Source organism: Mesorhizobium sp. M0239 (assembly GCF_040321815.1).
Lineage (GTDB): Bacteria > Pseudomonadota > Alphaproteobacteria > Rhizobiales > Rhizobiaceae > Mesorhizobium.
The window spans coordinates 32355-58118 of record NZ_JAMYSG010000032.1; the positions used below are offsets into that span (position 1 = coordinate 32355).

Genomic DNA, 25764 nt, shown 5'->3' on the forward strand with positions numbered 1-25764 from the left:
GAGATACGTTGTTTCTACCATTGGTTGATATATATCCGATGGAGGGCAACCTACGGACGTTCTTCACGATGCATCTTTCTGCAAATGCCGAGGAGAAGTTGGCTGCGCCGTCAGTGCTGGAATCTCAGCATGGCTTGGTTCGGCCGCTCGCCGCCGAAGATCTCGAGCGCGTCGCCGCACTCTTCCTGACGAAGTTTCGCCGGCGCCGCCGTCACCTCGTCGATCGCGCGATCGCGGAGACGGCCGCGTATATGAGAGAGATTTATCTCGACCCTGTCGGCCACTCCGGGGAAAGCAACGCTCTTGTCCAGATCAACCGGCACGGTCGTCTGGGTGGGTTCCTCGGCGTTCTGAAAGCCCGCTACGAGCTCAATGGAGCGGCATTGAATGCGGCGATCATCGGGCCGCTCATGGCCGACCCCGGCACCGATGACGGCTCGGCCGGTCCCCAATTGCTGCGTGCCTTGCATCAAGGCGAATTCGATCTGCAGCTGACCGATTCGGCCAACCGGACATCCTTGGCCTTCGCGCGCCCGATGAAGTATCAACTCCTTCCGGTGCATTGTCTGGGATGGACATATGTTTTCCGGCCGGCGGCGATGGCCGCCGCCGCACTGCACCGTAAATGGCCTGGCCTGCCTCGCCTTGTACTCGATCCATGCGCGAGAGCATTCGATGCTCTTGCGAAGAAAAGGTTCGAGCCACCGGTCCTCCATTCATCGTCGCATCGCACCCATCGTGAGCCGATCGATGCCGTTCAATTTGCCGAGAAGCTGCCGACCCTCCTGTCTGGTTACGCTCTTCGGCCGAGTTGGAAGGATGGGGAGCTGCCACGACTGCTTGCGCTGGCGGCCGAGAAGCGGGCCGACGGCCCCCTTCATTTCGGTGGGACCTACGACGAAACGGGCAAAATGCTCGGTTGTTATGCCTTTTATGGTCAAGCCGGCGACATGGCGAACCTGTTGCAGATCCAGGCATCCGGATCGCACTGGGGCGCGACGCTGGATGCGCTTGTCGCCGCCGCATGGGAGATGGGCTGCGTGGGTATCACCGGACAGACGCAGACCAGATTCATACCTCAACTCTTTGGCTACAAGAATGTCTTCTTCCGCTATGCCGGGGGAACGATGGTCCGCTCGCGGATCGCCGAGGTCACGGAAGCGGTCCGCTCCGGCGACATCTTTATCGGTGGATTGGTGGGCGACCGCTGGACCCGCCTCAGTTCCGATGATTTCGGCCGCTGATCGCCTTCAACCGGCAGGATTGCGAACTCGGGTAACGGGTTCCTTCGCCGGCGCGTAGGCTGACGGAGCATTAAACGAAAAAACCGCCTGTGCGGCGGGTCACTGGCGCAAATCAGAACCATACCCAAATATGTACCATAGCTGAGGGCACCGAGTCAAGAAAAAATTCCTATCGTGAAAAGCTGCCGGCACAAAATGGGCACCGCCGGCCTGGGCGCCGTCGGAGGCGTCCACCGTCCGGTCTTTTCATTCCAGCCGCCATGTTCTATGTCTGCCGGCCAGCGCGGGGGCGCGTCTTGTCAACCACAAAAGCATCCGGTACGCCCCGTTCATGACAGTTACCGTTCGTTTCGCCCCGTCGCCGACCGGCCGCATTCACATCGGCAATGCGCGCACGGCTCTGTTCAACTGGCTGTTCGCCATGAACAACAAGGGCCGATTCATCCAGCGCTTCGACGACACCGACATTGCGCGCTCGAAGCAGGAGTTTTCCGACGCCATCCTCTACGACCTGCATTGGTTGGGCATTTTTCCCGACGCCACCGAGTACCAGTCGCGGCGCTTCGAAATCTATGACGCCGCGGTCGAGAGGTTGAAGGCGGCAGGCGTTCTCTATGCCTGCTATGAAACGCCGGAGGAACTCGATCTCAGGCGCAAGGTGCGCCGCACGCGCGGCCTGCCGCCGGTCTATGGCCGCGAGGCGTTGACCCTGACGCACGAGCAGATCGCCGAATACCAGGCCGATGGCCGCCAGCCGCACTGGCGGTTTCTCCTCCCCAATTTCTCAGGCGATCCACAACAGCCGGAACGCACCGAAATCCACTGGAACGACCTGGTGCGCGGCGAGGAAACCGTCGATCTGGCCTCGCTTTCCGATCCGGTCCTGATACGCGAGGACGGCACCTATCTCTACACGCTGCCTTCTGTCGTCGACGACATCGAGATGGGCGTCAGCCATATCATCCGGGGCGACGACCACGTCACCAACACCGGCGTGCAGATCGCCCTGTTCCAGGCGCTGGCTGCCGAGCCGCCACTGTTCGGCCACCATAATCTCCTGACCACCGCATCGGGCGAGGGCTTGTCGAAGCGCACCGGCGCACTCTCCATCGAGAGCCTGCGCGAGGACGGCATCGAGCCGATGGCCGTCACATCATTGGCCGTCCTGGTAGGCACTTCGGAGAATGTCGCGGCGGTGCCGACGATGGGCGAACTCGCCGAACGCTTCGATCCGGCGGCGACATCGAAATCCGCCGCCAAGTTCGATCCGGACGAGCTGTTCGTGCTCAACCGGTCGCTGCTGCACCACATGCCGTTCGCCGAGGCACAAGACCGTCTGATCGTGCTCGGCGTCTCCGGCGATCAGGCCGAACCGTTCTGGCTGGCGGTGCGCGGCAATCTCGACAGGCTGGCCGATGCGGTCAACTGGTGGCGCATCCTGCGCGAAGGGCCTCAGGAGACGCCGGAATTTTCCGATGAGGACCGCGACTTTCTTCGACAGGCGTTCGACCTGTTGCCGGAGGAACCCTGGACCGCGACGATCTGGAAGGACTGGACGGGCAAGATCAGGGAAGCGACCGGCCGCAAGGGCAAGGCGTTGTTCATGCCGCTCAGAACAGCCCTTACCGGACTGCCTTCGGGGCCGGAGCTTGCAGATCTATTGCCGCTGATGGGTCGGGAAGGAACGTTGGCCCGACGACCCTGACCTTCCGCTGTTCCGGCGGCAAGGCTGATATCGGCGACGTCACCGGCTTGGCGGAAACCCCCTTGATCGTCTCGCGGTCGAGCCCGCCTTCCTGATTGGCCAGCGTTTCGGGATCGGCACCTGGATCCGGTTTGGAGATCGGCACCGGAATGAACGGTGCGGAGTCCGTCTCGGGTTGCAACTGTTCCGGATTCGGCGGGTTGCCGGCGATGATCTGAAAACCCTGCGCGGCGGCGTTGCAGCCGCAAGCCGGCGGCCGCGACATATCGGGCTGCTTGTAGAGATAGGCGGTCGGCAATTCACTGTAGGGCCGGCCGGTGACAGATGACGTCATCGAGGCCGAATCGTCGCCCATGCCGCGCGAGTAGAAAACCTGCATTTCGGTGCCGGGGCAGCTCGATTCGCAATTCTTCTGGTCACGTTCGAAATCGCCAGCCGAGGCTGAGTTCGACATCGGGAAGAAGTAGCCGTCGCAGGTGCGCACACAGGAGGTGTGGAACTCACCGCCGACGCTCGGAAAATCGGGTATGCCGGGCTGGTTGAGCACCCGGCGGACATTGCGCTCCTCGCCTGGATCGTCGGGCGGGCTAGGCTCATCAAGCATATCGAGTTGCTGGCTGTTGCCGCCAAAAAGCTGATTGAACAGGTTTGCGCTGCCGCCGTCGCGGTTGGCTTCCTGCAAAGGCGTCCGCCGAGGCGCTACGATGTCGTCGCGGCAGCCATTGGCGTCAAGCGCCGCCAGGATGCGTCCGCGGTCGCGGCGAGAGCCGCCGCCGGCCAGCCGCTCGCGCTTGTTCTGCAAGGCGTCGAGATTGGCATTCATGCGGTCGATCGTGGCGTTGAGTCCGGCGCATTGATTGAGGTTGCGACCAAACAGCGAAAAACCGCACCCGGCCCGGCTCGCCTGGCTGCGAGCCTTCGAAATCTGTTCATGCTGCCTGGCAATTGCGGAATCGTATTTCCGGATCAGCGCCGGACCGCCGCCGCGCGAGGACGCGGCAAGATCGGCTTCCAGCTGGCGGCAGACCCGCGAAGCAGCCTGTGGCTCGGCCACCCCCCAGGTTGCAGACAACAGGAGGCCAAGCAGCACGGCAGCATGCGCCTGCTTCCACCCTCCGCTTGCCATCCGCCCAAACTCCGCCTGCCAAATCCCGACTGTTAGCCCCGCAAGGCTACCGTGTTCGCGGTTAACTGCAGTTTACCGCGAAATCCGTGTTCAGCCCAGATTGACGACCGCCTGTGCCTTGTGGGCGGCTTCGACCACGGCAAGCGCCGTCATGTTGACGACGCCGCGCGAGGTGACGGACGGCGTCAATATATGCGCCGGCATGTCGGTGCCGAGCAGGATCGGCCCGACGTGTAGCGCATCCGTCATGGTTCTGAGCGCCGTCAGCGTGATGTTGGCCGAATCGAGGTTGGGGAACACCAGCAAATTGGCTTCGCCCTTCAGCCTCGAATGGGGATACACGCGCTGGCGCAGGTGCTCCGACAGAGCAGTGTCCGCATGCATCTCGCCATCGCATTCAAGGTCAGGCGCGATGCGCGCCAGGATCGCCGCTGCTTGCCGCATCTTCAGGGCACTGGGCGAATCGCGCGAGCCGAAATCGGAATGCGACAAGAGCGCTGCCTTAGGCTCGATGCCGAAGCGCTGGATTTCTTCCGCCGCCAGCACGGTCATTTCGGCGATTTCTTCCGCCGTCGGGTCGACGGAGACGTGGGTGTCGGTCAGGAAGATGATGCCGCGCTGCGAGATCAGCATGGAAAGCGTCGACAGGTCGTGGTCCTTGATGCCGGCGCGGGGGCCGATGATCAAGGTGACGTTGCGCAGATGCCGCTCGAAGCGGCCTTCGAGGCCGCAGACCATGGCATCGGCATCGCCGCGCTTCAGCGCAAGCGCTGCGATTACCGTGTTGTCGGTGCGCACCATGGTGCGCGCGGCCTCCGTCGTCACGCCACGCCGGCCGGCGAGTTCGATCAAAAGGTCGACATAATGGCGGTAGCGCGGATCGTCTTCCGGGTTGATCAGGCCGAAATCGACACCGGGCTTGATGCGCAAGCCGTAGCGCTTCAGGCGCACCTCGATGACGTGCGGGCGGCCGATCAGGATCGGCTCGGCGATGCCTTCCTCGAGCACCACCTGGGCGGCGCGCAACACGCGCTCATCCTCGCCGTCGGCATAGATGACGCGCTTGGCGCTCGATGCCTTGGCGGAGGAGAACACCGGCTTCATCACCAGGCCGGAGCGGAAGACGAAGCGGTTCAGCTTGTCGATATAGGCGGCGAAGTCGGTGATCGGCCGCGTCGCGACACCGGTGTCGCAGGCTGCCTTGGCGACCGCGGGCGCTATGCGCAGGATCAGGCGCGGATCGAAGGGCGAAGGGATCAGGAATTCAGGGCCGAAGATCGGCGTCTCGCCGGAATAGGCGCGTGCCGCGACATCGGATGGCTCTTCGCGTGCTAGCGCTGCGATCGCCCGCACCGCCGCCATCTTCATCTCCTCGTTGATAGCGCTGGCACCACAGTCGAGCGCGCCGCGAAATATGTAAGGAAAACAAAGTACGTTGTTGACCTGATTAGGAAAATCAGACCTGCCTGTGCAGATCATCGCATCGGGACGCGCCGCACGCGCCGTTTCCGGCATGATCTCGGGATTGGGGTTGGCCAGCGCCAGGATCAGCGGTTTTGGCGCCATGTGCTCAAGCAGTTCCGGCTTCAGCACGCCTGCCGCCGACAAGCCGAGGAAGACATCGGCGCCCGATATGACGTCGGCCAGCGTGCGCGCCTCGGTGTCCTTTACATAAGGGTCTTTCCAGCGATCCATCTCATCAGTGCGGCCCTTGTAGGCAACGCCGAAACGGTCGGTGACCCAGATGTTTTCGACTTTGGCGCCGAGCGAGACCAGGAGGTTGAGACAGGCAAGGGCGGCAGCCCCGGCGCCGGAGGTGACGATCTTGATGTCCGATATGGTTTTTCCGGCGAATTCCAGCCCGTTGAGCACGGCGGCGGCGACAATGATGGCGGTGCCGTGCTGGTCGTCGTGAAAGACCGGTATGGCCATGCGGGCCTTCAACTGCTCCTCGACCTCGAAACATTCCGGCGCCTTGATGTCCTCGAGGTTGATGCCGCCGAAGGTCGGCTCCAGGGCCGAGATCGTCTCGACCATGCGCTCGATACCGGGCGCGTCGATCTCTATGTCGAAGACATCGATGCCGGCAAACTTCTTGAACAGGACGGCCTTGCCTTCCATGACCGGTTTGGAGGCCAGCGGGCCGATATTGCCGAGGCCGAGAACGGCCGATCCGTTGGTGACGACGCCGACAAGATTGGCGCGCGCGGTATAGTCGGCGGCGGTCGCCGGATCGTCGCGGATTTCCAGGCATGGGGCGGCGACGCCAGGCGAATAGGCGAGCGCCAGGTCGCGCTGATTGCCGAGCGGCTTGGTCGCCTGTATCTCGAGTTTTCCCGGCCTTGGGTGCTTGTGGAAGTAGAGGGCGGCTTCGTCGAGGTCCGAACGTGCCGTCTTTTTGCTCTCGCCTTCCATGCGGCCGCTCCCTCGAAATCTGGCTGGAGATTCCCTTTTAGCATGCAGCCGTGGTTTTTCGCGACGCTAATTGACGCGCCGAGAGCTTTACCCGGCGGCGCGTCGAAAGCCACAATTAATCAGATGCTTATCTTGATTTTCTGACAGACGATTCCTGCAGTTTCACGGACAAGTTGATCAGAATGCGCTGACGTAGAGACCACCATCGACCGGTATGTTCTGCCCGGTCAGATAGCCGGCATGGACCGAGCACAGGAAGGCGCAGATCTGGCCGAATTCCTCCGGCGTACCGAGCCGCTTGGCCGGAACGTCGGCGCTGATGCGGGTCTTGCGCGCGGCTGCGGCCTCAGGGCTTTCGACACTGCCGGCTTCATGCGGGCCGCGCAGCCGGTCGGTGTCGAGCTTGCCCGGCAAAAGACTGTTGATGGTCACGTTGCGGTCGACAACCGTTCTGGCCACGCCCGCAAGGAACGAGGTCAGGCCGGCGCGCGCGCCGGACGACAGGTCGAGGCCGGGGATGGGCACATAGACCGACAGCGAGGTGATGTTGACGATGCGGCCGAAGCCGCGTGCCGCCATGCCGTCCAGCACGGCCTGCACGAGCTCGATCGGCGTCACCATATTCTGGGTGACGCCTTCGAGGATTTTTTCGCGATCAAGCGTGCGGAAGTCGCGAAGCGGCGGCCCGCCATTGTTGTTTACGAGGATATCTGGCTCGGGACAGGCCGCGAGCAGCGCCTTCTGCACCTCGGGCTTGGAGACGTCGCCGACGACTTCCGTCACCGACACGCCGTAACGCTCGCGCAGCTCCGCGGCGGTCTTGGCCACCAGTTCGGCGTTGCGGCCATTGACGACGATGTCGCAACCGGCCTCGGCCAGCGCCATGGCGCAGCCTTTTCCGAGCCCCTTGCTCGAAGCGCAGACGATGGCCTTCTTTCCGCGGATACCAAGATCCATGACGATTTCTCCTGTGATTTGGCCGGCAGGCTAGTCCTTCGGCTGGACCAATCGCAACCGTCATACGGTTGTTGCATGAATCGGGGCATAGGCTCGCGAAAGCAACGGTGAAATCGCGATGTCCGGCCAAGAGCCCCGCACTTTCCGCAGCATGTTCATTTCCGACGTCCATCTGGGCTCGAAGGCGGCCAAGGCCGAGTTCCTGATCGATTTCCTTCGATATCACGATGCCGATATCATCTATCTGGTGGGCGACATCGTCGACGGCTGGCGGCTGCGACGGAGCTGGCATTGGCCGCAAAGCCACAATGACGTCGTGCAGAAACTGCTGCGCAAGGCGCGCAAGGGCGCCAACATCACCTACATCGCTGGCAACCATGACGAGTTCGCCCGCCAGTTCCAGGGCGTGCATTTCGGCGGCATCGTCGTCGCCGACAGCGCCATCCACGAGACCGCCGACGGCAAGCGCCTGCTCGTCATCCATGGCGACCAGTTCGACACCGTCGTCCACAATGCGCGCTGGCTCGCCTATCTCGGCGACCATGCCTATGACGCGGCCATGCTGGTCAATCGCGTGGTGACGCGGCTGCGGCAACTGCTCGGCCTGCCGTATTGGTCGTTTTCGTCCTGGGCCAAGCACAACGTCAAGAAGGCGGTGAACTTCATCGGCTCGTTCCAGACCATGCTTGCGGACGAGGCGCGCCGCTCGCATGTCGACGGCGTCATCTGCGGCCACATCCATCATGCCGTCATCGAGAATTTTGGCGATGTCCAGTACATCAACACCGGCGACTGGGTGGAAAGTTGTACGGCCGTGGTCGAGCATTTTGACGGCCGCATGGAAATTCTGACCTGGGCGCAGGTGCTGCCCGAAGCGCCGGACGAGCCCTTTATCCCGTTGCTCATCGAAGATCGGGTAGGGCAGGCGGCATAGTCCGAAGTCTTTTCGGGCTTCGGAATCAATCAATTAGTCCAACCGGTTTCGTCCGGTTTTCGTCCATGTTAAGGGATCGACACGCGTTGCCGTCCGGTCGAATACAGCGCGATTGGATCGATTCATGGCCCTGCCGCAGCTCTCGTCCGAACAACTCGTCAAGCCGCGCCATTTCGAACTGCGCATGAGCCTGATCTTCGCGACGCTGTACGTGCCGCTCGGAACGCATTTGCCTTATTTTCCACTGTGGCTGCAGGCCAAGGGTTTTCACGCCGAGCAGATCGCCGTCATTCTGGCGGCGCCGATGTTCCTGCGCGTGGTGACGACGCCGTTACTGACCGCGCTGGCCGACCGTGCCAGGGACCGCGCCGATGTCTATGTCGCGCTGATGGCTGCATCACTGCTCTTGTCGGCAGGCTATTTCCTGCCGCCGACCTATGCGATGGTGCTGGCGGTCTCATTGGCGCTGACCATTGTCTGGACGCCGCATTCGCCGATCGCCGATTCGCTGGCGCTTTCGGGTGTCCGCCGCTTCGGTTCGAACTACACAAGCATGCGCAAATGGGGCTCGATCTCCTATCTCTGCGCCAATGTCGCCGGCGGCTTCATTCTGTCGGCAACCGGTTCGCAGGCCGTTCCGGTTGTCATTCTGGCGGCGTTTGCCGCGGCCCTTGCCGCCGGCCTGCTGGCGCCGCGTCTAGGCCGTCCGCGGCGCGCCTCACCGCTGTCGGCCGCCGACATCCAGCATTCGGCGCCGAAGCTTCTCAACCCGTATTTCCTGTATTTTTCCGTCGGCGTCGGCGTCATCACCGCCAGCCACGCATTCCTCTACGGTTTCGTCTCCATCTATTGGAAATCGATCGGCATCAGTGATTCGGTTGTCGGTCTCTTATGGGCTTGGGGTGTGGTGTCGGAAGTCTGCATGTTCATGATGTTCACCCGCTTTTTTGACCGGTTCTCCGTCGTGTCGATCATGGTGATGGCGGGGATCGGCTCCATCGTGCGCTGGATCGCCTTTCCGCTGGTCTGGCCGCTCGGCCTCGGCATTCCCGGTTTCTTCGGTGTCCAGTCGCTGCACTCGGTCTCGGTGGCGCTTGGGCTGATCGGCCTGCAGAAGATGATCGGCGAAACCGTCTCCGAGGAGCGGACAGGTGCCGCGCAAGGCATTGCCTATTTCTCCAACGGCTTCTTCATGGCGGTGGTGACGCTGGCGTCCGGCCCGCTCTACGACCGTCTCGGCGTGGACGGCTTCTTTGCCATGATCCCGATCGCCTTGATCGGGCTGGTGCTCATCGGGCTTGCTGCGCGCTCAGCCCCACAGCGCCACATCGGGCGGTGACACCAGCGATCCCTGGTAGATAAGGCCCGGTACCCGGTCGCGGGCAAGCAGCAGCGGACCGTCGAGGTCGACGAAATCGGCATGCTGGGCAAGCAGCACCGCTGGCGCCATCGCCAGTGACGTGCCGACCATGCAGCCGACCATCACGCCGAAACCGAGTTCGCGGGCGCGATCGCGCAGCACCAGTGCCGCAGTCAGGCCTCCCGACTTGTCGAGCTTGATGTTGACGGCATCGTAGAGACCGACAAGCGCTTCGAGATTCTCAGCCTCATGCACGCTTTCATCGGCGCAGATCGGCACGGGATGGGCGATATGGCGCAGGATCTCGTCACGACCGGCCGGCAGCGGCTGTTCGATCAGCGCGATGCCTTGTTCGGCGGCAAAGGCGAGGTTCGCAACGATGTTGTCGTCGCTCCAGCCCTCATTGGCGTCGAGGATGATGCGGCTGTCTGGCGCTGCCTGCCTGACCGCGCGGATGCGGGCAATGTCGTTGTCGCCACCGATCTTGACCTTGAGCAGCGGCCGCGCGGCATTGGCGCGGGCCTGCGCCGCCATCGCCTCCGGCTCGCCCAGCGACAGCGTGTAGGCGGTTTCGAGCGCCTGCAAGGGAAGAGCACCTATCGCGACTGCTACCGAGGTTCCGCTGAGCTTTGCCTCCAGATCCCACAGGGCGCAGTCTATGGCGTTGCGGGCGGCTCCGGCCGGCATAGCATCGAGCAAGGCTGTCCGGCTGATGCCAGCGGCGATTCGGCCGCGCATGGCCTCGATCGCGTCGCGCACGCCCTCCATGGTCTCGCCATAGCGCTTGTAGGGGACACATTCGCCGCGGCCGAAGTGGCCGCCGTCGCCGATCGTGCAGGAGATCACCTCGGCTTCGGTCTTGGAACCGCGCGAAATGGTGAAGGTTCCGGCGATGGGAAAACGCTCGGCCTCGACCGAAATGACACGCGCCATATTTTTCTGCTCCTGCTATGCGACAACCGTTGTCGGCAAATCGACAGGTCAGACCCGTCAGGCTAAACAGGACGCCATGTTGACCATCGGCAAGCGCGACGCAAGCGGCACGACCGCAGGGGAGGCTGACCACGAACCGCGCGTGGCGATCGGCGAGGAGGATGGCGTTCTTGGCTGCGCTTTCTCCGGAATCTGGACCACAAGGACCGTCGCGCTCATCGACGCCGACATGCGCAAGATCGAAAAGCGAAGCGGCTTCAAAACCTTGGCGCTCGATGTTTCCAAGATCGAGAAGATGGACACCGCCGGCGCCTGGCTGATCGACCGGCTGGTCAGCGCCTTCGAGAAGAAGGGCGTCGAGATCCAGATGCAAGGCCAGAGCGAGATCGCTTCGATCCTGCTCGAAGCTGTCGGCGAGGCCGTGCGGCGCGAACCCGAATCCGGCCCGGCGCGACCGCCCAACATCGTCATTCGCGCGCTGGAGGCGGTTGGCCGCCGGGTCTACGAGATGCGCGACGATTTTCTCGCCTCGATGAACATCCTCGGCGCCACCATCCGTGGCGCGCAGATGAAGCTCGGCCGTGGCCATGCCGTCAACCCGGCGGCGATTTTCAACCAGATCGACCGCATGGGCGTCGGCGCCATTCCGGTGGTGGTGCTGATGTCGGCGATCGTCGGCGCCATCGTTGCCCAGCAAGGCGCCTATCAGCTCAGCTATTTCGGCGCCGATATCTTCGTCGTCGATCTGGTCGGCGTGCTGATCCTGCGCGAGCTTGGCGTGCTGATGACGGCGATCATGATCGCCGGCCGCTCCGGCAGTGCGATCACCGCCGAGATCGGCTCGATGAAGATGCGCGAGGAGGTCGACGCGCTGAAGGTCATCGGGCTCAACCCGATCGGCGTCCTGGTCTTTCCGCGGCTCGTGGCGCTGGTCATCGCCTTGCCGTGCCTGACCATCATCGCCAATTTCGCCGCACTCGGCGGCGGCATACTGGCTGCCTGGCTCTATTCCGACATCCCGCCCGCCGCCTTCATCGACCGGCTGCGCGTCGCCATCGATCTCAGCACCATCTTTGCCGGCCTGATCAAGGCGCCGTTCATGGCCATGATCATCGGCACGATTGCCTCGGTCGAAGGCATGAAGGTCGGCGGCAGCGCCGAATCGCTCGGCCAGCATGTTACCGCTTCGGTTGTGAAGTCGATCTTCGTCGTCATCATCCTCGACGGACTTTTCGCCATGTTCTACGCAGCGATCGAGTTCTGAGATGAAGCTGCGAAACAGGAAAAGGGCAGGCGCATTGGCTGAGGACGCGGGTGAGGGCGACATCGTGCTATCCGCGCATGACATCAGCGTGTCCTTCGCCGACAAGCTTATCCTCGACAGACTGTCGCTCGACATAAGGCGCGGCGAAATCCTTGGATTTGTCGGCGCCTCGGGTGCTGGTAAATCCGTTCTGCTGCGCACCATTCTCGGCCTGACGCGCAAGCAGTCGGGTACGATCAAGCTGTTCGGCGTCGATATCGAGAAAGCTGATGATGCGGAGCGTCTGCGCATCGACATGCGGCTTGGCGTGCTGTTCCAGCACGGCGCGCTGTTCTCGGCGCTGACAGTGCTGGAAAACGTCCAGGTGCCGATGCGCGAATATCTCGACCTGCCGCGAAAGCTGATGGACGAACTGGCGATGCTCAAGATCGAGCTGGTCGGGCTGCCGCCCGATGCAGCGCAGAAATTCCCGTCCGAACTGTCCGGCGGCATGATCAAGCGCGCCGCGCTGGCCCGGGCGCTCGCGCTCGATCCCGACATCGTCTTCCTCGACGAGCCGACATCGGGCCTCGATCCGATCAGCGCGGCGGAGTTCGACGAGCTGGTGGTCAAGCTGCGCGATACGATGGATCTGACCGTCTACATGGTGACGCACGATCTCGACACGCTGTTCACCGCTTGCGACCGGGTGGCCGTGCTCGGCAAGAAAAAAGTGCTGGTCGAAGGCACCATCGGCGACATGCTGAAGAGCGAGGAACCGTGGGTAAAGTCCTATTTCCGCGGAAAACGCGCCCGGCAACTTGATCTTGCGGCGCGCGCATAGCCATAAGTGGGACAATGGAAACCAGAGCCAACTACGTCATTGTCGGCATCTTCACGCTGGCCGCGATCCTGGCGGCGTTTGCCTTCGTCTACTGGACGGCGGCCATCGGCGACAAGGGCGAGACGACGTTGCTGCGCGTGCGCATTCCGGGCTCTGCGTCCGGGCTTGGCCGCGGCAGTTTCGTGCTGTTCAACGGGGTCAAGGTCGGCGACGTCAAGCGCGTCTATATCGACGTCGACAATCCGACGGTTGCCATCGCCGATACCGAGATCGACCGCATGACGCCGATCACCAAATCGACGCAAGCCGATATCGGGCTTGCCGGCCTGACCGGGCAGGCCAACATCGAGCTCAAGGGCGCCGACCCCAAGGAAGTGAAACTCCTCGACCAGGCGGAAAAGGAAGGCAAGGTCGCCGAGATCGTCGCCAACCCGTCGGCGGTGACCAACCTCTTGCAGACGGCGCAGAATATCTTCACCCGCGCCGACAAGGTGCTGACCGAGCTCGAAGGCTTCACCAGGGACGTTCGCGGGCCGCTGACGCAGACCGTCCAGAATGTCCAGACCTTCTCCGATGCGCTGGCCAAGAATTCGGACGGCATCGACAAGTTCCTGTCCGCCGCCAGCACGCTGGCGGATGAGCTGAAAGGCGTTTCCGGCAAACTCGACGGCACGCTGAAAGCAGCCGAAGGCCTTCTCAACGCCGTCGACAAGGACAAGATCAAGAGCATCGTCGCCAATGTCGACGCGGTAACCGGTAACCTCAAGGAGACGTCGAAACAGCTCGACGGCGTGATCAAGAACGTCGATACGGCCCTGGGGTCGGTCAACGATTTTACCAAACGGACGCAAGGCACGCTGGCCAAGGTCGACAACGTGCTCGACGGTATCGATCCCGCACAAGTGCGCTCGGCGCTCGCCAACATCCAAAAGGCCAGCGAGAGCGCCGACAAGGCCGCCGCCGACATCGCTGAGGTTACCCACAAGTTCGCCAACCGGGCCGACGACATCGACCAGACGATCAAGGATGCAAAGCAGCTCGCGCAACGGCTCAACGATGCCTCGGTGCGCGTCGATGGCATTCTTGCCAAGGTCGATACCTTGCTCGGGTCGGGCCAGGCCGACGGCGTGATGGCGGATGCCAGGGCGACGCTGAAGTCGTTCAAGCAGGTTGCCGACACGCTGAATGCCCGCCTTGGCGTCATCACCGACAATCTGGCGCGCTTCTCGGGACAGGGGCTTTCGAATGTCGAGGCTTTGGTGCAGGACAGCCGCCGTTCGATCAGCCGCATCGAAGAGGCGGTGACCGATCTCAGCCGCAATCCGCAGCGCATCCTTTCGGGTGGCGACGGCGAGGTTCGGCAATTCGATGGCAGGGCGCGGCGTTGACTTCGGCGACGGCGCGCCCCAGAAACATGAGCCGCGAAAGCGGGTCGATCTTACGATCCGGGGACAACGGGGATCGCGCGTGAAGTCTGTGTGGGTGAAAACGGGCGGGTTGACTTCGGCTGCGGCACTGCTTGCCTTGACGTTGGCCGGCTGCGCGGCGTTGGGCGGCAAGCCCGCGCCGCTCGATACGTTCGAGTTGTCGGCGCCTTCGGTCGACGCGCATGGCCACAGCCGCCGGCAGATCCTGATCGCGCAGCCGTCGGCGCTCAAGGCGCTGGACAGCCAGAACATCGTCATCAAGCCGTCGGATCGCTCGATCCAGTATCTCAAGGGCGCGCAATGGGCCGACCGGCTGCCGCTGATCGTGCAGGCGCGGCTGGCCGAGACGTTCCAGCGCTCGGGCAGCTTTGCCGGCGTCGGCAAGCCGGGCGAGGGCCTGGCGATCGACTATCAGGTGATCGTCGAAATCCGGTCCTTCGAGGTGCGCGTCGAAGGCGGCGAGCATGCCGAGGTCGACCTGTTCGTGCGCATCCTGAACGATCGCAACGGCGAGGTCCGTGCCTCCAAGAGCTTCACCGCAGCCGCACCCGTCTCGGGCAGCGGCAATCCTGCCTATGTCAGCGCGCTCGACAAGGCGTTCGGCGACGCCGCCGGGCAGATCGTGAGCTGGACGGATTCGGTGATCTGAGCGCGGGGGCGCCGGAATCCCACAAAGCTTCATCCCCCCAGGCTTCTCTACCTACAAGCGGTCGAAGATTTCCGGGCGGAGCTTTCCGGTCTTCATCAGGTACTGCAGGGTATAGGTGACGGACAGCGCGTCACCGAGCGCGTCGTGCCCCTGCAATGGCGGGTGTTCGACGCCGTAGTAATCGGCGAGCTTGTTGCTCGGCGTTCTCGCCAGATCCTCGATCGGCATTCCGGCCGCGATCAGCAGCTTGACGGCATTGTCAAACCGGGTGGCCGGGACCGGAGGCTGAATGCCCGCGACATAGCAACTGATGGCGATCATGTTCAATTCGTCCTTGCCCCAGGACCAGAATCGCGACCCGTCGGAAAAACGATCGACGTCGGCGAGCGCATCTCCTAGCGCCACGCCTTCGGTCTCCAGATCTTCCTCGGTGATGCCGGTCAGTTTGGTGACGAACGGGTCGAGGGCGTATCTCTGACCAAACCGGTCGACCGGTCTGATATAGGCCTTGTGTGTGCCGAGCAGGGGGAAGTCGCCTTCAAGTCCAAGCCTGACCGCGCCGATCTGCGCGATCACCGGGTCGGGGTCGTGTGCCGCGCACCAGAATCGGCGTTGCGAGCCCTCCAGGCAAAGAAACTCGCAGTCGAATATGATTGCCGTCTTCACGATCACACCCTTCGAGCGTCAGGGCAGCGGGTATTGTCGGTGGACTTCAGTGCGTCGGAAATCCGACTTGGGCAAGTCCCGAACGCGTCGATCGGCTTGCAAACGTGCTGCGGGCAGGTTCGGCGCGTGCCGGAGGTTCAGCACAGTCACAGGCGGGACCATGGCCCCGCCTGTTCAATTCCTGTCTTAGTGCAGGCGGCCGCTCGCATGGGCCAGCATGGTGTAGACCTTGCCTGTGTCCGACGTCAGATAGGTCTGCGCCATGATGTTGTCGCGGTCGTTGCGCGAGACATCCTTGAGCAGCTTCTCGAAATCGTCGCAGTAGCGGTCGACGGCGGCGCGGAACTCGGCCTCGGCCTGATACTTGCGACGAATCTCGTCGAACGTCTGCTGTCCCTTCAGCGTGTAGAGCCGCCGCGTGAAGACGTCACGCTCGCCACGCCGGTAGCGGTTCCACAGCTCGATCGAAGCATCGTGGTCGATGGCACGCGCGATGTCGACGGAGAGCGAGTTCAGCGATTCCACGACATGCAGGGGCGAGCGCTGGGCAGGGGTAGCGCGCTGCGCTTCCACGGGGGCCGTAGGGGCTGCCGACCTGAGGTCCTCATCGTTCGATGCCGCGGTAAGCAGATCGCGCACCCATCCGCCCTGAGGCGTGCGGGCGCTGGCATCGCCGCGCGGACGCGGTGCCGCCTCGGCAGGACGCTCAAGGTCGAGCGTGCCTCGCAATGCAGGGCCGCCCAAGGGCGCCTGAGGCGTGCGCAGGTCCGGCTGCGGTGCCGGTGCACGGCGCGGCGGCTCGGCGGCGCGTGCGGCCGGCGCTTGCGGCGCTGGGCGCAGGTTGCGTGGTTCTGATCCGTCACCGCCGCCGCGGCCGGACTTGGCCACGATGTCCGAAAGCTCCTTGAGGGCGTTGATCTGCTCGGAAACGGCGCGGCGGATGGCCGAGGTCGATTCCTTTGCCTCTTCCGGCATTTCGATGACGCCCTTCTTGAGCTCGGCCCGGGTCAGGTCGAGTTCGCTCTTGATCGAGCCCGCGGTGCGCCGCATCTCCTCGGTCGCATCGGCAAAGCGCTTGGTTGCCGAATCGACGACGTCGGTGATGGCATTGCGGATCTTGTCGGCCGATTCCATCGTCTTGCCTTCGGCATTCTGCAGCGTCTGGCCGACGAGATTTTCGAACGAGCGCATGACCCTTTCGAGATCTTCCGACTTCTTGACTAGGCCGACGGCGAGGTCTTCGAGCGACGATTGCCTCTCGAGCGTGTGTTCGAGATTGCTCTGGGCCGAGCTCAGCAGGTCCGAAGCGCTGGACAGCAGGCGGCTGTGTTCGTCGAACTTGGTGGCGATCGACGCCACCTCGCGCAAGGTGGACGACGACAGTTCCGTCAGCCTTGTCGTGTTCGAATCGACCAGTCGCGCCGAGCTGGCGAAGGTCTGCGCGGCTTTCTCGGTGGTGGCGGCGAAGCTTTGCGTGCTGCCGCTCAGGCGTTCATCGACCTGGCCGAGATTGACCGCGGCCTGCTCGATCAGCTGGCCGAGCTGCGAACTAGACTTGGTCATCCGGCCGATGAGATCGGCGACGCTGTCGGACAGCGACGAGCGGGCGCCCTCGACCGCCGACAAGGTTTCGGCGGTGCGGTTCGCGAGTGCGTCGACAAGCGCGGCATTCTCGCTGCGCAGCTTCTCGGTGGCGCGTTCGGTGACCTCTTCCATGCTCTTTTGCAGGTCCGAGCCGCCCTGGGCGAAACGCTCGACCAAGGGCCGTGCGGTTTCGTCGAGGATCTTCGACATTTCGGCCGAACGTGCGGCGAGCATGGTGTTGAGTTCGCGGGTGTTGGCGCCGATCGTCTTGGCGGCATCGTTGGTGCTCTGGCCGATATGCTGGCCGACCGCGGTGAAGGTCTCGGCGATCACATTGGCGCGCGAGACGAGTTGCGCCTCGGCATTCGACACCTGCTCGTTGAGCTTCTGGCCCATCGTCTCGGCTGTGAAGGCGAGGCGGTTCTCGACGCCTGAGACCTGCTCTTCGACACGGGCGGCCGCGGCCGCGGCGCTCGAGGCGAGCCGCTCGTCGGCGCCGGCAAGCGCCTGCTCGATTTCGCGGGCGTGCACGGCCATGTCCTGGCCGGTCCGCCTGGCGCGTTCGGCGACCCTTTGCTCGGTATCGGCAAAGGCACCGACGATGGTCTCGGCATGCTCGCCGATCATGGTGGTGCTGCTGGCGATGCGCGACACCAGGCGCTGATCCGCGTCGTCGAAGATACGGCCGATTTCCGAAGCACGGCTCGACAGCGCTTCCGAACCTTCGGCGATGCGCGAGACGAGCTGCTGGTCGGCGGCATCGAAGATGCGGCCAAGGTCCGATGCGCGTGCGGCAAGCGCTTCGGCCGATTCGCCGATGCGCATGCCGAGCCGCTGGTCGGCGCCTTCGAAGTTGCGCAGGATGTCGCCGGCGCGCGCGGCCAGCGACTGGGCCGTTTCGATGGCGCGGGCGACCAGCTTCTGGTCGGCGGCATCGAACGTGCCTGCAATCTCGCTTGCACGAGCTGCCAGATGATCGGCGGTGTCCTGAGCCCGGGCGGTCAGCTGATCGGCGGTTTCCTGGGCGCGGGCGGCGAGCTTCTGGTCCGCCGCTTCGAAGGTGCCGGCGATCTCGCTTGCGCGAGCAGCCAGTTGATCGGCGGTTTCATGGGCGCGGGCCAGCAGCGAGCTGGACGTGTCGTCCGCACGGGCAAGCAAGGCGCTCGACGTATCTTCCGCACGGGCGTGCAGGCGACGGTCTGCATCCTCGAAGGTGCGGGCGATGTCTTCGGCCCGCGCCAGCAGGGCGGCGGAGGTCTGCTCGGCGCGCTCGGCGATCTTGCGGTCGGCGTCGCTGAACGCGGCGCCGGCCTGCTCGTGCAGGGTGCTGGTGACTTCCAGCACCTTCTCGCGCAGGGCGCCGGCGACAAATACGGCGCTCTTCTCGAGCACGGCGCGGACGTTGTCGACGCCTGTCGAGAGCGCACGCTCCATGGTGCCGGCGCGCTCCTCGATGATGCCCGTCTGGCGGCTGAACGCCTGCTCGATCTTTTCGACATCCGCCGCGATCGCGTCGGAAATGCCGGTGCTTCTGGCGGCGATCTGGTCGATGTGACCCGACAGCGACCGGTCGACGTCCTTGCGGGCCTCGGCCAACTTGCCCAGATCGTCTTCCAGTGCGCGGGCCAGCATATTACGGCCCTCGGACAGCTTGCCGACATGTCCGGCGATGACGTCGTCGATATCGCCACGGCTTTCGGTAAGCTTCTGCAGGTCAGCTTCGAGGGCGCGTTTGAGAATGTCGCGGCCCTCGGCCAGTTTCTCGACCTGGCCGGCGACCAGACCGTCGATGCTGGAGCGGCTTTCGGCCAGCTTGGCGAGATCGGCTTCCAGCGCGCGCTTGAGAACATCGCGGCCTTCGGCGAGCTTCTCGACCTGGCCGGCGACCAGGCCATCGATGCTGGAGCGGCTCTCGGCCAGCTTGGCGAGATCGTCCTCGAGCGCCTTCGACAGGGTCGAGCGTTCCTGGACGAGCCTTTCCGCGTGGCTGTTGACGAGGCCGCCGACATTTTCGAGGTCGGCTTCAAGCGCTTTCGACAGCGTTGAACGATCCTGGACGAGCCTTTCGGAATGGCTGTTGACCAAGCCGTTGACGCTTTCGAGATCAGCCTCGAGCGCCCGGGCGAACTGTGCCCGGTCATCGACCAGCTTCTGCGACTGATCGGCAATGGTTCCCTTGATCGCATTGAGGTCGGATTCCAGAGCGCGCCGCAGGATGTCGCGACCCTCGGAAAGCTTCTCGACCTGACCGGCGACGAGCCCGTCGATGCTGGAGCGGCTGTCGGCCAGCTTGGCGAGGTCGTCCTCAAGTGCCCTGGACAGGGCGGAGCGGTCTTGGACAAGCTTGTTCATGTGATCGGCGATGACGCTGTTCACATTCTGCAGGTCGGTTTCCAGCACCCGCGAAAGCTGCCCGCGATCCTCGGCCAGCTTTTCCGACTGGCTTGAGATGACGCCCTTGATCGTGTTCAGGTCGGATTCCAGCGCGCGCTTGAGAATGTCGCGGCCTTCGGCCAGCTTCTCGACCTGACCGGCGACCAGACCGTCGATGCTCGAACGGCTTTCGGCCAGCTTGGCAAGGTCGGCTTCAAGGGTCTGCGACAGCAGGCTGCGGTCTTCGGCGAGGCGTCCTGAATGCCCTTCGATCAGGCCGCGTATGCCGGACAGATCATTGTCGAGCGAATGGGAAAGCTGTGTGCGGTCCTCTGCCAGTTTGGCGGAATGGGTTTCGATGAGGCTCTTGATGCCGACGATGTCGTTTTCCAACGCCTTGGCGAGCACGGCGCGGCCTTCGGCGATCTTTTCCACCTGACCGGCGACCAGACCGTCGATGTCGGCGCGGCTGTCGGACAGTTTGCCGAGATCGGCTTCCAAAGCGCGCGACAGGATGTTGCGGCCCTCGGCGAGTTTTCCGACATGACCTGCGACCATTTCATCAATGATCGTACGAGCTTGCACCAGTTTTCCGGAGTCTTCGTTCAAGGCAGTGGAGAGCCTGTTGCGGCCTTCTTCCAGCCTTTCGAGATGGCTGCCGAGCGATGCATCGATGGCCGCCCGCGATTCATTGACCTTGCGCAGATCCTCTTCAAGAGCGCGCGAGATCAGGCTGCGGCCTTCGGCCAGCTTCTGTACCTGGTTGGTCACCGCCGCATCGATGCCGGCGCGGCCCTCGGCGAACTTCGCCAGGTCGGCCTCCATGGCCGTGGCCATGCGTTCGCGGCTTTCTGACAGTTTCCTGCTGTGGTTCTCGACGGCTTCCTCGATGCCGACGCGGGCGTCGGCGAGCCGCTGGATGTCACTGTCGAACGAACGCGACACGACGTGGCGGGCGGCTTCCATGCGCCCGGCGAAGTCGCTGGCGCGGGCTTCGAGCATAGAGGAGGTCGAAGTGACGATGTCGGCCATGTCGGCGCCGATCTGGGTCTTGCCCTGATCGATCATCGCCGACAACGTATCCTTGCTCTCGGCAAAGGTGTGGGCGATTTCGCGGGCGCGCTCGACCAGCGTTTCGTTGATCTGGCGGGCGCGGGCCTCGAGTGCCGCATTGAGCTTCTGCGTTCCGGTGTCGAGCGCCTCGGCGCGGGTCTGGAACTCGCTGATCAGTGCCTGGCCGCGTTCGGCGAGCGTCCGCTCGATGCCGTTGAGGCTGGCCTCGAATTCGGAATTGAGGGTGCGCGCGGCGCCGCCGAGCAGCGACACCATGCCGGTGGTGCGATCGTCGAGCAGATCGGTCAACGACCGCGTCAGGCCGTCCGTGGTGTCCGTCAGCTTGGCAATGCGGGTGTCGAGAAGGCTGGCGAAGGCCTCGCCCGAGGTCGACAGCCGATCGGTGATCGAATCGAGCCGGCCTTCGACCGAATCGAAGATCGACATCGAGCTTTCGTTGATGCGATCGATCAGCGTGTCGCCGGAATTGGTGATCGTCATCGACAATTTGGTCGATGCATTCAGGATCGAGTCGCGGATGATATCGGAGGCGGCGCCGATCTCGTCCTTCAGCGTCTCATGCGCGCCGGTGATCGAGGCGCGGACGCGCTCGGCATGGGTGACGACGGCTTCGCGCTCGCTGCCGAGCCCGTCGACCAGCGAACGGATGCGGGATTCATTCTCGGAATAGGAGCGTTCGATCTGGTTGACTTCGCTGTGGACAAGCGTTTCCAGTTCGACGGCGCGGGCAAGTGTGCGTTCGATGCCTTCGCCCATGGCCGCGACTTCGCGACGAACGGCCTGGCCGATCATCATGACGCGATCCTGGGCAAGGTTTTCCGGCTCGGTCAGGCGGAAGGCCACTTCGGTCATGGACTGTGCGGCGATGCGCATTTCCTGGGCGCGGCGAATCATGGCGGCGAAGGCCCAGAACAGGATGACGGGCACGATGGCCGCGACAGCGAGGCCGATCAGTTCCGGACGGGCAAGGAACTGGTCGAGCGTACGGATTCTCCAGATGCTCGGTCCGAAAAGCAGATTGGCCAAACCGCCGGCGCCGGCGAACCAGGCGAGCGAAACGAAGGCGACGACCCAGTAAATGGTGTTCGAGGCACGCCTGTTGAGGCTGTGCAGAAGCGTCTTGTAGTCCTTCTGGCGATCGTCATTGGCCGGCGCGAAACCCGCGGGCTGGGCGCCATTGCGCGGTTCCACGGGGCGCAATTCGGCAGGCTTGGCCTTGGGCGCGGGTTTCGCGGCGTGGTTCTGATTGACCACAGGCTCCGGGTTTTGTTCCGGCTTATGATTGCGTCCCTCGCGCGCCAGCTCGTCGGCCGCCTGGGATATCTGAGCTTCCAGATCCTCCATCGAAGCCGCGATGTCGAGGTCGCCGCTGCCGATCTCGTTGCTGAGGTCGAGATCGAGCGCCTTTTCCAGTTCCCTGGCCACGTCGCTGTCGAGAGTTCTCGTCGTCGTTGGTTTCTTTGCCATGCCTTCGCTACCCTGTACTAGCTGCCGCGGGCTTATAATTCTGTTTGTCTTGCCCCGCGCAGGAGGCTGAAAATGGACCCCTCGTATCGTAATGACACAGGGGGGTAAAGAAAACATGCATTCCGCGGGATACGTAAAACTTTAAATATAAGGTTAACGGAACTGTGATTTGGGCGCCGCTTTGGCAACATTTTTCCCGGCCATTCATTAACCCGTTGTCCATTGGATTCGCCTAGGTTTTTGGGCGAATCGAAGAAACGGAGTTCGAGTTCATGCGTGGCGAAAGCGGCATTGCCTTCTCAATGCCCGGGGGCGACGTATCCGGACCAAGGCGGTCACGGCCGGTCGATTTAACACACCTTGCCCGCCAGACGATGGGCGACCGCAGCCTTGAGCAAGAGGTGCTGGCGCTGTTTGTACAGCAGGCGGTGTCCGTGCGCGACAGAATAGTCGACGCCGACATCAAGGACCGGCTTCTGCTCGCCCATGGATTAAAGGGTTCGGCACGGGGCGTCGGCGCCTTTGCCATTGCCGATTGCGCCACCGAGATCGAGCACCGGCCGGAAGACGGCCAGACGCTCAAGCGGCTTGGCACGCTGATCGACGAAGTGCGCGATTTCATCGCCGCCATCAACCGCTGAATCCGCGCCGAACCCGATTTGCGGAAAAACGTCATCGGGCGGCGCTTTCATGCGGCAGTTGACTTGTCAGCCGGAGTGATTATCTCGGCTGGAACTCCCTTCAGGTGACAAATGACCAAGCTGACTTTCATTGCCCATGACGGCACGCATTTCGACATGGACGCCGAGAACGGCTCTACGGTCATGGAGAACGCGATCCGCAACGCCGTGCCCGGGATCGAAGCCGAATGCGGCGGTGCCTGCGCCTGTGCCACCTGTCACGTCTATGTCGACGAAGCCTGGACGGCTGAAGTCGGCGAGCCGGAAGCGATGGAAGAGGACATGCTGGACTTCGCCTACGACGTCCAGCCCAACTCGCGCCTGTCATGCCAGATCAAGGTCCGCGATGCGCTTGACGGCCTGGTTGTCCGCGTGCCCGCCCGCCAGGGATAAGCGCAGGATCTTTGCCAACTGATTTTTCCCGCTGCGGCTTGGCAGCGGAGCATTGGTCATGCAGTGTCCTGCTCTCTTCGCAGCGAGGCACATCGCATGACCGAGACCACCAAGACAGACGTGCTTATTGTCGGGGCAGGGCCGGTCGGCCTGTTTGCCGTGTTCGAGCTCGGCCTGTTCGACATGAAGTGCCACCTGATCGACATTCTGGATCGGCCGGGCGGCCAGTGCGCGGAGCTCTATCCGGAAAAGCCGATCTACGACATTCCAGGCTGGCCTTCGATCTCGGCGCAGGGGCTGGTCGACAAATTGCTCGAGCAGATCGCGCCGTTCAAGCCTGATTTCAGCTACAACCGAATGGTTTCCAGCCTGGAAAAACTGGAGGACGGCAGTTTTCGCGTCACCACCGACGAAAATGAGGTGTTCGAGGCCAAGGTGGTGGTGATTGCCGCCGGCGGCGGCTCCTTCCAGCCCAAGCGTCCGCCGATCCCCGGCATAGAGCCCTATGAAGGCAAGAGTGTCTTCTATTCGGTGCGCCGGATGGAGGATTTTCGCGGCCATGACCTCGTTATCGTCGGCGGCGGCGACTCGGCACTCGACTGGACGCTGAACCTGCAGCCAGTGGCAAAGAGCGTGACGCTGGTGCACCGGCGGCCCGAGTTCCGTGCCGCCCCCGACAGCGTCAACAAGATGTATGCCATGCAGGAAATGAGGCAGCTGGAATTCCAGGTCGGGCAGGTGACCGGATTGACCGGTGCCGACGGCCAACTGTCATCGGCCACCATCAAGGGACCGGACGGCGATGTCGAGGTGCCTTGCACGCGCATGCTGCCGTTCTTCGGCCTGACCATGAAGCTCGGACCGATCGCGGAATGGGGTCTCAACCTTCACGAGAACCTTATTCCGGTCGATACCGAGAAGTTCCAGACATCGGTGCCTGGTATCTTCGCGGTCGGCGACATCAACTGGTATCCGGGCAAGCTGAAGCTGATCCTGTCGGGCTTCCACGAAGTGGCGCTGATGGCGCAGGCCGCCAAGCGCATCATCAGCCCCGGCGAGCGCATCGTTTTCCAGTACACGACCTCCTCGACCAGCCTGCAGAAGAAGCTCGGCGTCTCCGGCTGAAGCTTACTCGGCGAGGATGGGCGTCGCATTGTCGGCGTAACCGCGAAGCTCCTTTTCGGGCATCAGCGTCAGCGTGATCAGCCCCAGCAGCAATGTAGCGGCGGCGACGGCAAAGATCATCACGAACGGCTCGACCGTCGCGCTATGGCCCACGATCCGCACGCCTTCACCGGCAAGCGGCAGGCCGTAGCCCAGAGCGACCGCGCCGAGCATCGCGACACCAAGCGCACTGCCAAGCGAACGCAGGAATGTCAGCACGCCCGTCGCGACGCCGAGATGCACGCGATCGACGGCGTTCTGGACCGACACGGTGGTGACCGGAAACGTCGTTCCGGTTCCAAACCCGATGCAGATCGTCAAGACCTCTACCTCCAGCAGCGTTGCATATCCTGCGACGACGGCCAGCAGGCAGAGGCACAGCATGCTGAAGACGACGCCCACCATTGCAATGCGCTTGTAGTGGGTGAAATGCGGTATCATGCGCCCGCTGAATGCCGCGCCGCCGACGGTCCCCAGCAGAAGCCCAAGCATCGCGATGCCCGACTCTGCTGCCGACAGGCCGAGCACCGCCTGAAGATAGACGGGCAGGTACACAGCCATGCCGACGCTTGCGGCCTGAAGCAGGAACATCGAAAGCGTGCCTGCCAGAACGATTGGATTGCCAAGCACTTCAAGCGAGATGAGCGGCTCGGCGGCTCGCATAAGCCGCAAGGCAAAAGCGCCCCAGAAAATCGCCGAACCGCAGAGAACGCCGATGACTTCAAGCGAAATCCAGGGATAGGCGCTGCCGCCCCAGTTCAATGCGAGCAGCAGCAGCGCCGTGGCAATGATCAGAAGCAACGCGCCCAGGGCGTCGATACGATGGCGCTTTGCGGCAACGGGCAGTTTCTTGAGCGGCTTGTTGATGATCGCCATCGCAAGAACACCAAGCGGAATGTTGATCCAGAAGATCAGTGACCAGTGCAGGTGCTCGGCGAAAGTGCCGCCGAGCAACGGACCGGCAACGCTGGCGACGGCCCATGTGCCGGAGAACCAGGCGGCATAGCGTGCCCGCTCGCGCGGCGGAACGAGATCGCCGACGACGGTCTGCGTCAAAGCGAACAAGCCGCCGCCGCCGGCGCCCTGGATCGCCCGCCCGACAACCAGCACAAACATGTTGGGAGCCATCGCACTGACCAGCGATCCCGCCAAAAAGATCAGGATCGCGGCATAGACGGTTGGCCGGCGTCCGTAGACATCGGAAATCTTGCCGTAGAGCGGGGCCACGGCGGTAGCGGTCAGGAGATAACCGGTGACGATCCATGGCAGATAGTGTGCGTTTCCGAGCGCATGCCCGATGGTCGGCATGGCCGGCGCGACAATGGTCTGATCGAGTGCCGCCAACAGCATCGACAACAGCACGCCGCCGATAATGGCGTTCTTTTCGCTCTCTGTTATCGGCGTGCCGGTTTCCGCCATCGTTTTGTTATCGACAGCCTGGTCCATGATCGTTCATCCATAAGCTTGCGATTTGACCGGCGCTGTTCAGCCGTTCCGGTTTCTCGACCGTTCGGATCGCATTGGTG

The 25764-nt window shown here is 63.1% G+C and carries 18 protein-coding genes; 11 read left to right on the forward strand and 7 right to left on the reverse strand.

Annotation, left to right across the window (positions count from 1 at the left end):
• Window positions 1–38 precede the first annotated feature (38 nt).
• Both NKI99_RS27450 and gltX read left to right on the forward strand, forming a co-directional pair.
• Complete coding sequence (locus tag NKI99_RS27450) at window positions 39–1244, forward strand: hypothetical protein (protein WP_352612799.1); 1206 nt, start codon at window positions 39–41, stop codon at window positions 1242–1244.
• Window positions 1245–1575: 331 nt separating this feature from the next.
• Window positions 1576–2949, forward strand: coding sequence for a glutamate--tRNA ligase (gene gltX, locus NKI99_RS27455; RefSeq protein ID WP_352612800.1), 1374 nt, complete (start codon window positions 1576–1578; stop codon window positions 2947–2949).
• On the opposite strand, the gene NKI99_RS27460 is transcribed toward gltX, so the two are convergent.
• The 3 genes from NKI99_RS27460 to NKI99_RS27470 form a co-directional block, all read right to left on the reverse strand.
• Window positions 2867–4075 (reverse strand): DUF2865 domain-containing protein, encoded by a 1209-nt coding sequence (locus NKI99_RS27460; RefSeq protein ID WP_352612801.1) that lies wholly within the window; start codon window positions 4073–4075, stop codon window positions 2867–2869. The two genes, gltX and NKI99_RS27460, sit on opposite strands and share 83 nt — an antisense overlap.
• 90 nt (window positions 4076–4165) lie before the next feature.
• Entirely contained in the window at window positions 4166–6490 is a 2325-nt protein-coding gene (locus NKI99_RS27465; RefSeq protein WP_352552978.1) for an NADP-dependent malic enzyme, read from the reverse strand.
• A gap of 177 nt (window positions 6491–6667) precedes the next feature.
• A complete protein-coding gene (locus NKI99_RS27470; protein ID WP_352612802.1) occupies window positions 6668–7447 on the reverse strand; it encodes an SDR family oxidoreductase in 780 nt (259 codons plus the stop codon).
• Between the two features lie 118 nt (window positions 7448–7565).
• On the opposite strand from NKI99_RS27470, the gene NKI99_RS27475 reads away from it, so the two are divergent.
• Window positions 7566–8381: a UDP-2,3-diacylglucosamine diphosphatase gene (locus tag NKI99_RS27475; RefSeq protein WP_023810575.1), complete on the forward strand. Its 816-nt coding sequence runs from the start codon at window positions 7566–7568 to the stop codon at window positions 8379–8381.
• Between the two features lie 124 nt (window positions 8382–8505).
• Window positions 8506–9720, forward strand: a complete 1215-nt coding sequence (locus NKI99_RS27480) for an MFS transporter (RefSeq protein WP_023810576.1) — start codon at window positions 8506–8508, stop codon at window positions 9718–9720.
• Here the strand turns inward: NKI99_RS27480 and dgcA are convergent.
• Window positions 9691–10674, reverse strand: coding sequence for an N-acetyl-D-Glu racemase DgcA (dgcA, locus tag NKI99_RS27485; protein ID WP_023810577.1), 984 nt, complete (start codon window positions 10672–10674; stop codon window positions 9691–9693). The two genes, NKI99_RS27480 and dgcA, sit on opposite strands and share 30 nt — an antisense overlap.
• Before the next feature lie 76 nt (window positions 10675–10750).
• Here dgcA and NKI99_RS27490 point away from each other — a divergent pair, with 76 nt between their 5' ends.
• From NKI99_RS27490 to NKI99_RS27505, 4 genes are all read left to right on the forward strand, one after another.
• Window positions 10751–11938, forward strand: coding sequence for an MlaE family ABC transporter permease (locus NKI99_RS27490; protein WP_023810578.1), 1188 nt, complete (start codon window positions 10751–10753; stop codon window positions 11936–11938).
• A 1-nt stretch (window position 11939) separates the two neighbouring features.
• A complete protein-coding gene (locus NKI99_RS27495) occupies window positions 11940–12761 on the forward strand; it encodes an ABC transporter ATP-binding protein (protein WP_128303560.1) in 822 nt (273 codons plus the stop codon).
• Between the two features lie 14 nt (window positions 12762–12775).
• A complete protein-coding gene (locus tag NKI99_RS27500) occupies window positions 12776–14149 on the forward strand; it encodes an MlaD family protein (protein WP_352612804.1) in 1374 nt (457 codons plus the stop codon).
• A gap of 79 nt (window positions 14150–14228) precedes the next feature.
• Window positions 14229–14837: an ABC-type transport auxiliary lipoprotein family protein gene (locus NKI99_RS27505; protein WP_502895168.1), complete on the forward strand. Its 609-nt coding sequence runs from the start codon at window positions 14229–14231 to the stop codon at window positions 14835–14837.
• A 51-nt stretch (window positions 14838–14888) separates the two neighbouring features.
• Here NKI99_RS27505 and NKI99_RS27510 read toward each other — a convergent pair whose 3' ends face one another.
• Window positions 14889–15503 carry a 3'-5' exonuclease gene (locus NKI99_RS27510; RefSeq protein ID WP_352612805.1) on the reverse strand — a complete coding sequence of 205 codons (615 nt, stop codon included), beginning with the start codon at window positions 15501–15503 and terminating at the stop codon, window positions 14889–14891.
• 186 nt (window positions 15504–15689) lie between these two features.
• Window positions 15690–22001, reverse strand: coding sequence for a kinesin (locus NKI99_RS27515; RefSeq protein WP_352612806.1), 6312 nt, complete (start codon window positions 21999–22001; stop codon window positions 15690–15692).
• Window positions 22002–22273: 272 nt separating this feature from the next.
• Between NKI99_RS27515 and NKI99_RS27520 the strand changes: the two genes are divergently transcribed.
• From NKI99_RS27520 to NKI99_RS27530, 3 genes are all read left to right on the forward strand, one after another.
• The gene (locus NKI99_RS27520) at window positions 22274–22642 is read left to right on the forward strand and encodes an Hpt domain-containing protein (protein WP_352612807.1); all 369 of its coding nucleotides are present in this window, start codon (window positions 22274–22276) and stop codon (window positions 22640–22642) included.
• 111 nt (window positions 22643–22753) lie between these two features.
• Window positions 22754–23074, forward strand: coding sequence for a 2Fe-2S iron-sulfur cluster-binding protein (locus NKI99_RS27525; RefSeq protein WP_013531878.1), 321 nt, complete (start codon window positions 22754–22756; stop codon window positions 23072–23074).
• 96 nt (window positions 23075–23170) lie between these two features.
• On the forward strand, window positions 23171–24199 hold the full coding sequence (locus NKI99_RS27530; RefSeq protein WP_352440292.1) for an NAD(P)/FAD-dependent oxidoreductase: 1029 nt from the start codon (window positions 23171–23173) through the stop codon (window positions 24197–24199).
• A gap of 3 nt (window positions 24200–24202) precedes the next feature.
• Here the strand turns inward: NKI99_RS27530 and NKI99_RS27535 are convergent, their stop codons facing one another.
• Entirely contained in the window at window positions 24203–25684 is a 1482-nt protein-coding gene (locus NKI99_RS27535; RefSeq protein WP_352612808.1) for an MDR family MFS transporter, read from the reverse strand.
• Window positions 25685–25764 lie beyond the last annotated feature (80 nt).

Excerpts from the sequence above, each read along its gene's own strand:
- NKI99_RS27490 (WP_023810578.1), top strand. The coding sequence starts at position 10,751 with ATGTTGACCATCGGCAAGCGCGACGCAAGCGGCACGACCGCAGGGGAG.
- NKI99_RS27535 (WP_352612808.1), bottom strand. The coding sequence starts at position 25,684 with ATGGACCAGGCTGTCGATAACAAAACGATGGCGGAAACCGGCACGCCG.
- NKI99_RS27530 (WP_352440292.1), top strand. The coding sequence starts at position 23,171 with ATGACCGAGACCACCAAGACAGACGTGCTTATTGTCGGGGCAGGGCCG.
- NKI99_RS27450 (WP_352612799.1), top strand. The coding sequence starts at position 39 with ATGGAGGGCAACCTACGGACGTTCTTCACGATGCATCTTTCTGCAAAT.
- NKI99_RS27520 (WP_352612807.1), top strand. The coding sequence starts at position 22,274 with ATGCGTGGCGAAAGCGGCATTGCCTTCTCAATGCCCGGGGGCGACGTA.
- NKI99_RS27495 (WP_128303560.1), top strand. The coding sequence starts at position 11,940 with ATGAAGCTGCGAAACAGGAAAAGGGCAGGCGCATTGGCTGAGGACGCG.
- NKI99_RS27460 (WP_352612801.1), bottom strand. The coding sequence starts at position 4,075 with ATGGCAAGCGGAGGGTGGAAGCAGGCGCATGCTGCCGTGCTGCTTGGC.
- NKI99_RS27475 (WP_023810575.1), top strand. The coding sequence starts at position 7,566 with ATGTCCGGCCAAGAGCCCCGCACTTTCCGCAGCATGTTCATTTCCGAC.
- NKI99_RS27500 (WP_352612804.1), top strand. The coding sequence starts at position 12,776 with ATGGAAACCAGAGCCAACTACGTCATTGTCGGCATCTTCACGCTGGCC.
- dgcA (WP_023810577.1), bottom strand. The coding sequence starts at position 10,674 with ATGGCGCGTGTCATTTCGGTCGAGGCCGAGCGTTTTCCCATCGCCGGA.
- NKI99_RS27480 (WP_023810576.1), top strand. The coding sequence starts at position 8,506 with ATGGCCCTGCCGCAGCTCTCGTCCGAACAACTCGTCAAGCCGCGCCAT.
- gltX (WP_352612800.1), top strand. The coding sequence starts at position 1,576 with ATGACAGTTACCGTTCGTTTCGCCCCGTCGCCGACCGGCCGCATTCAC.
- NKI99_RS27470 (WP_352612802.1), bottom strand. The coding sequence starts at position 7,447 with ATGGATCTTGGTATCCGCGGAAAGAAGGCCATCGTCTGCGCTTCGAGC.
- NKI99_RS27515 (WP_352612806.1), bottom strand. The coding sequence starts at position 22,001 with ATGGCAAAGAAACCAACGACGACGAGAACTCTCGACAGCGACGTGGCC.
- NKI99_RS27525 (WP_013531878.1), top strand. The coding sequence starts at position 22,754 with ATGACCAAGCTGACTTTCATTGCCCATGACGGCACGCATTTCGACATG.
- NKI99_RS27465 (WP_352552978.1), bottom strand. The coding sequence starts at position 6,490 with ATGGAAGGCGAGAGCAAAAAGACGGCACGTTCGGACCTCGACGAAGCC.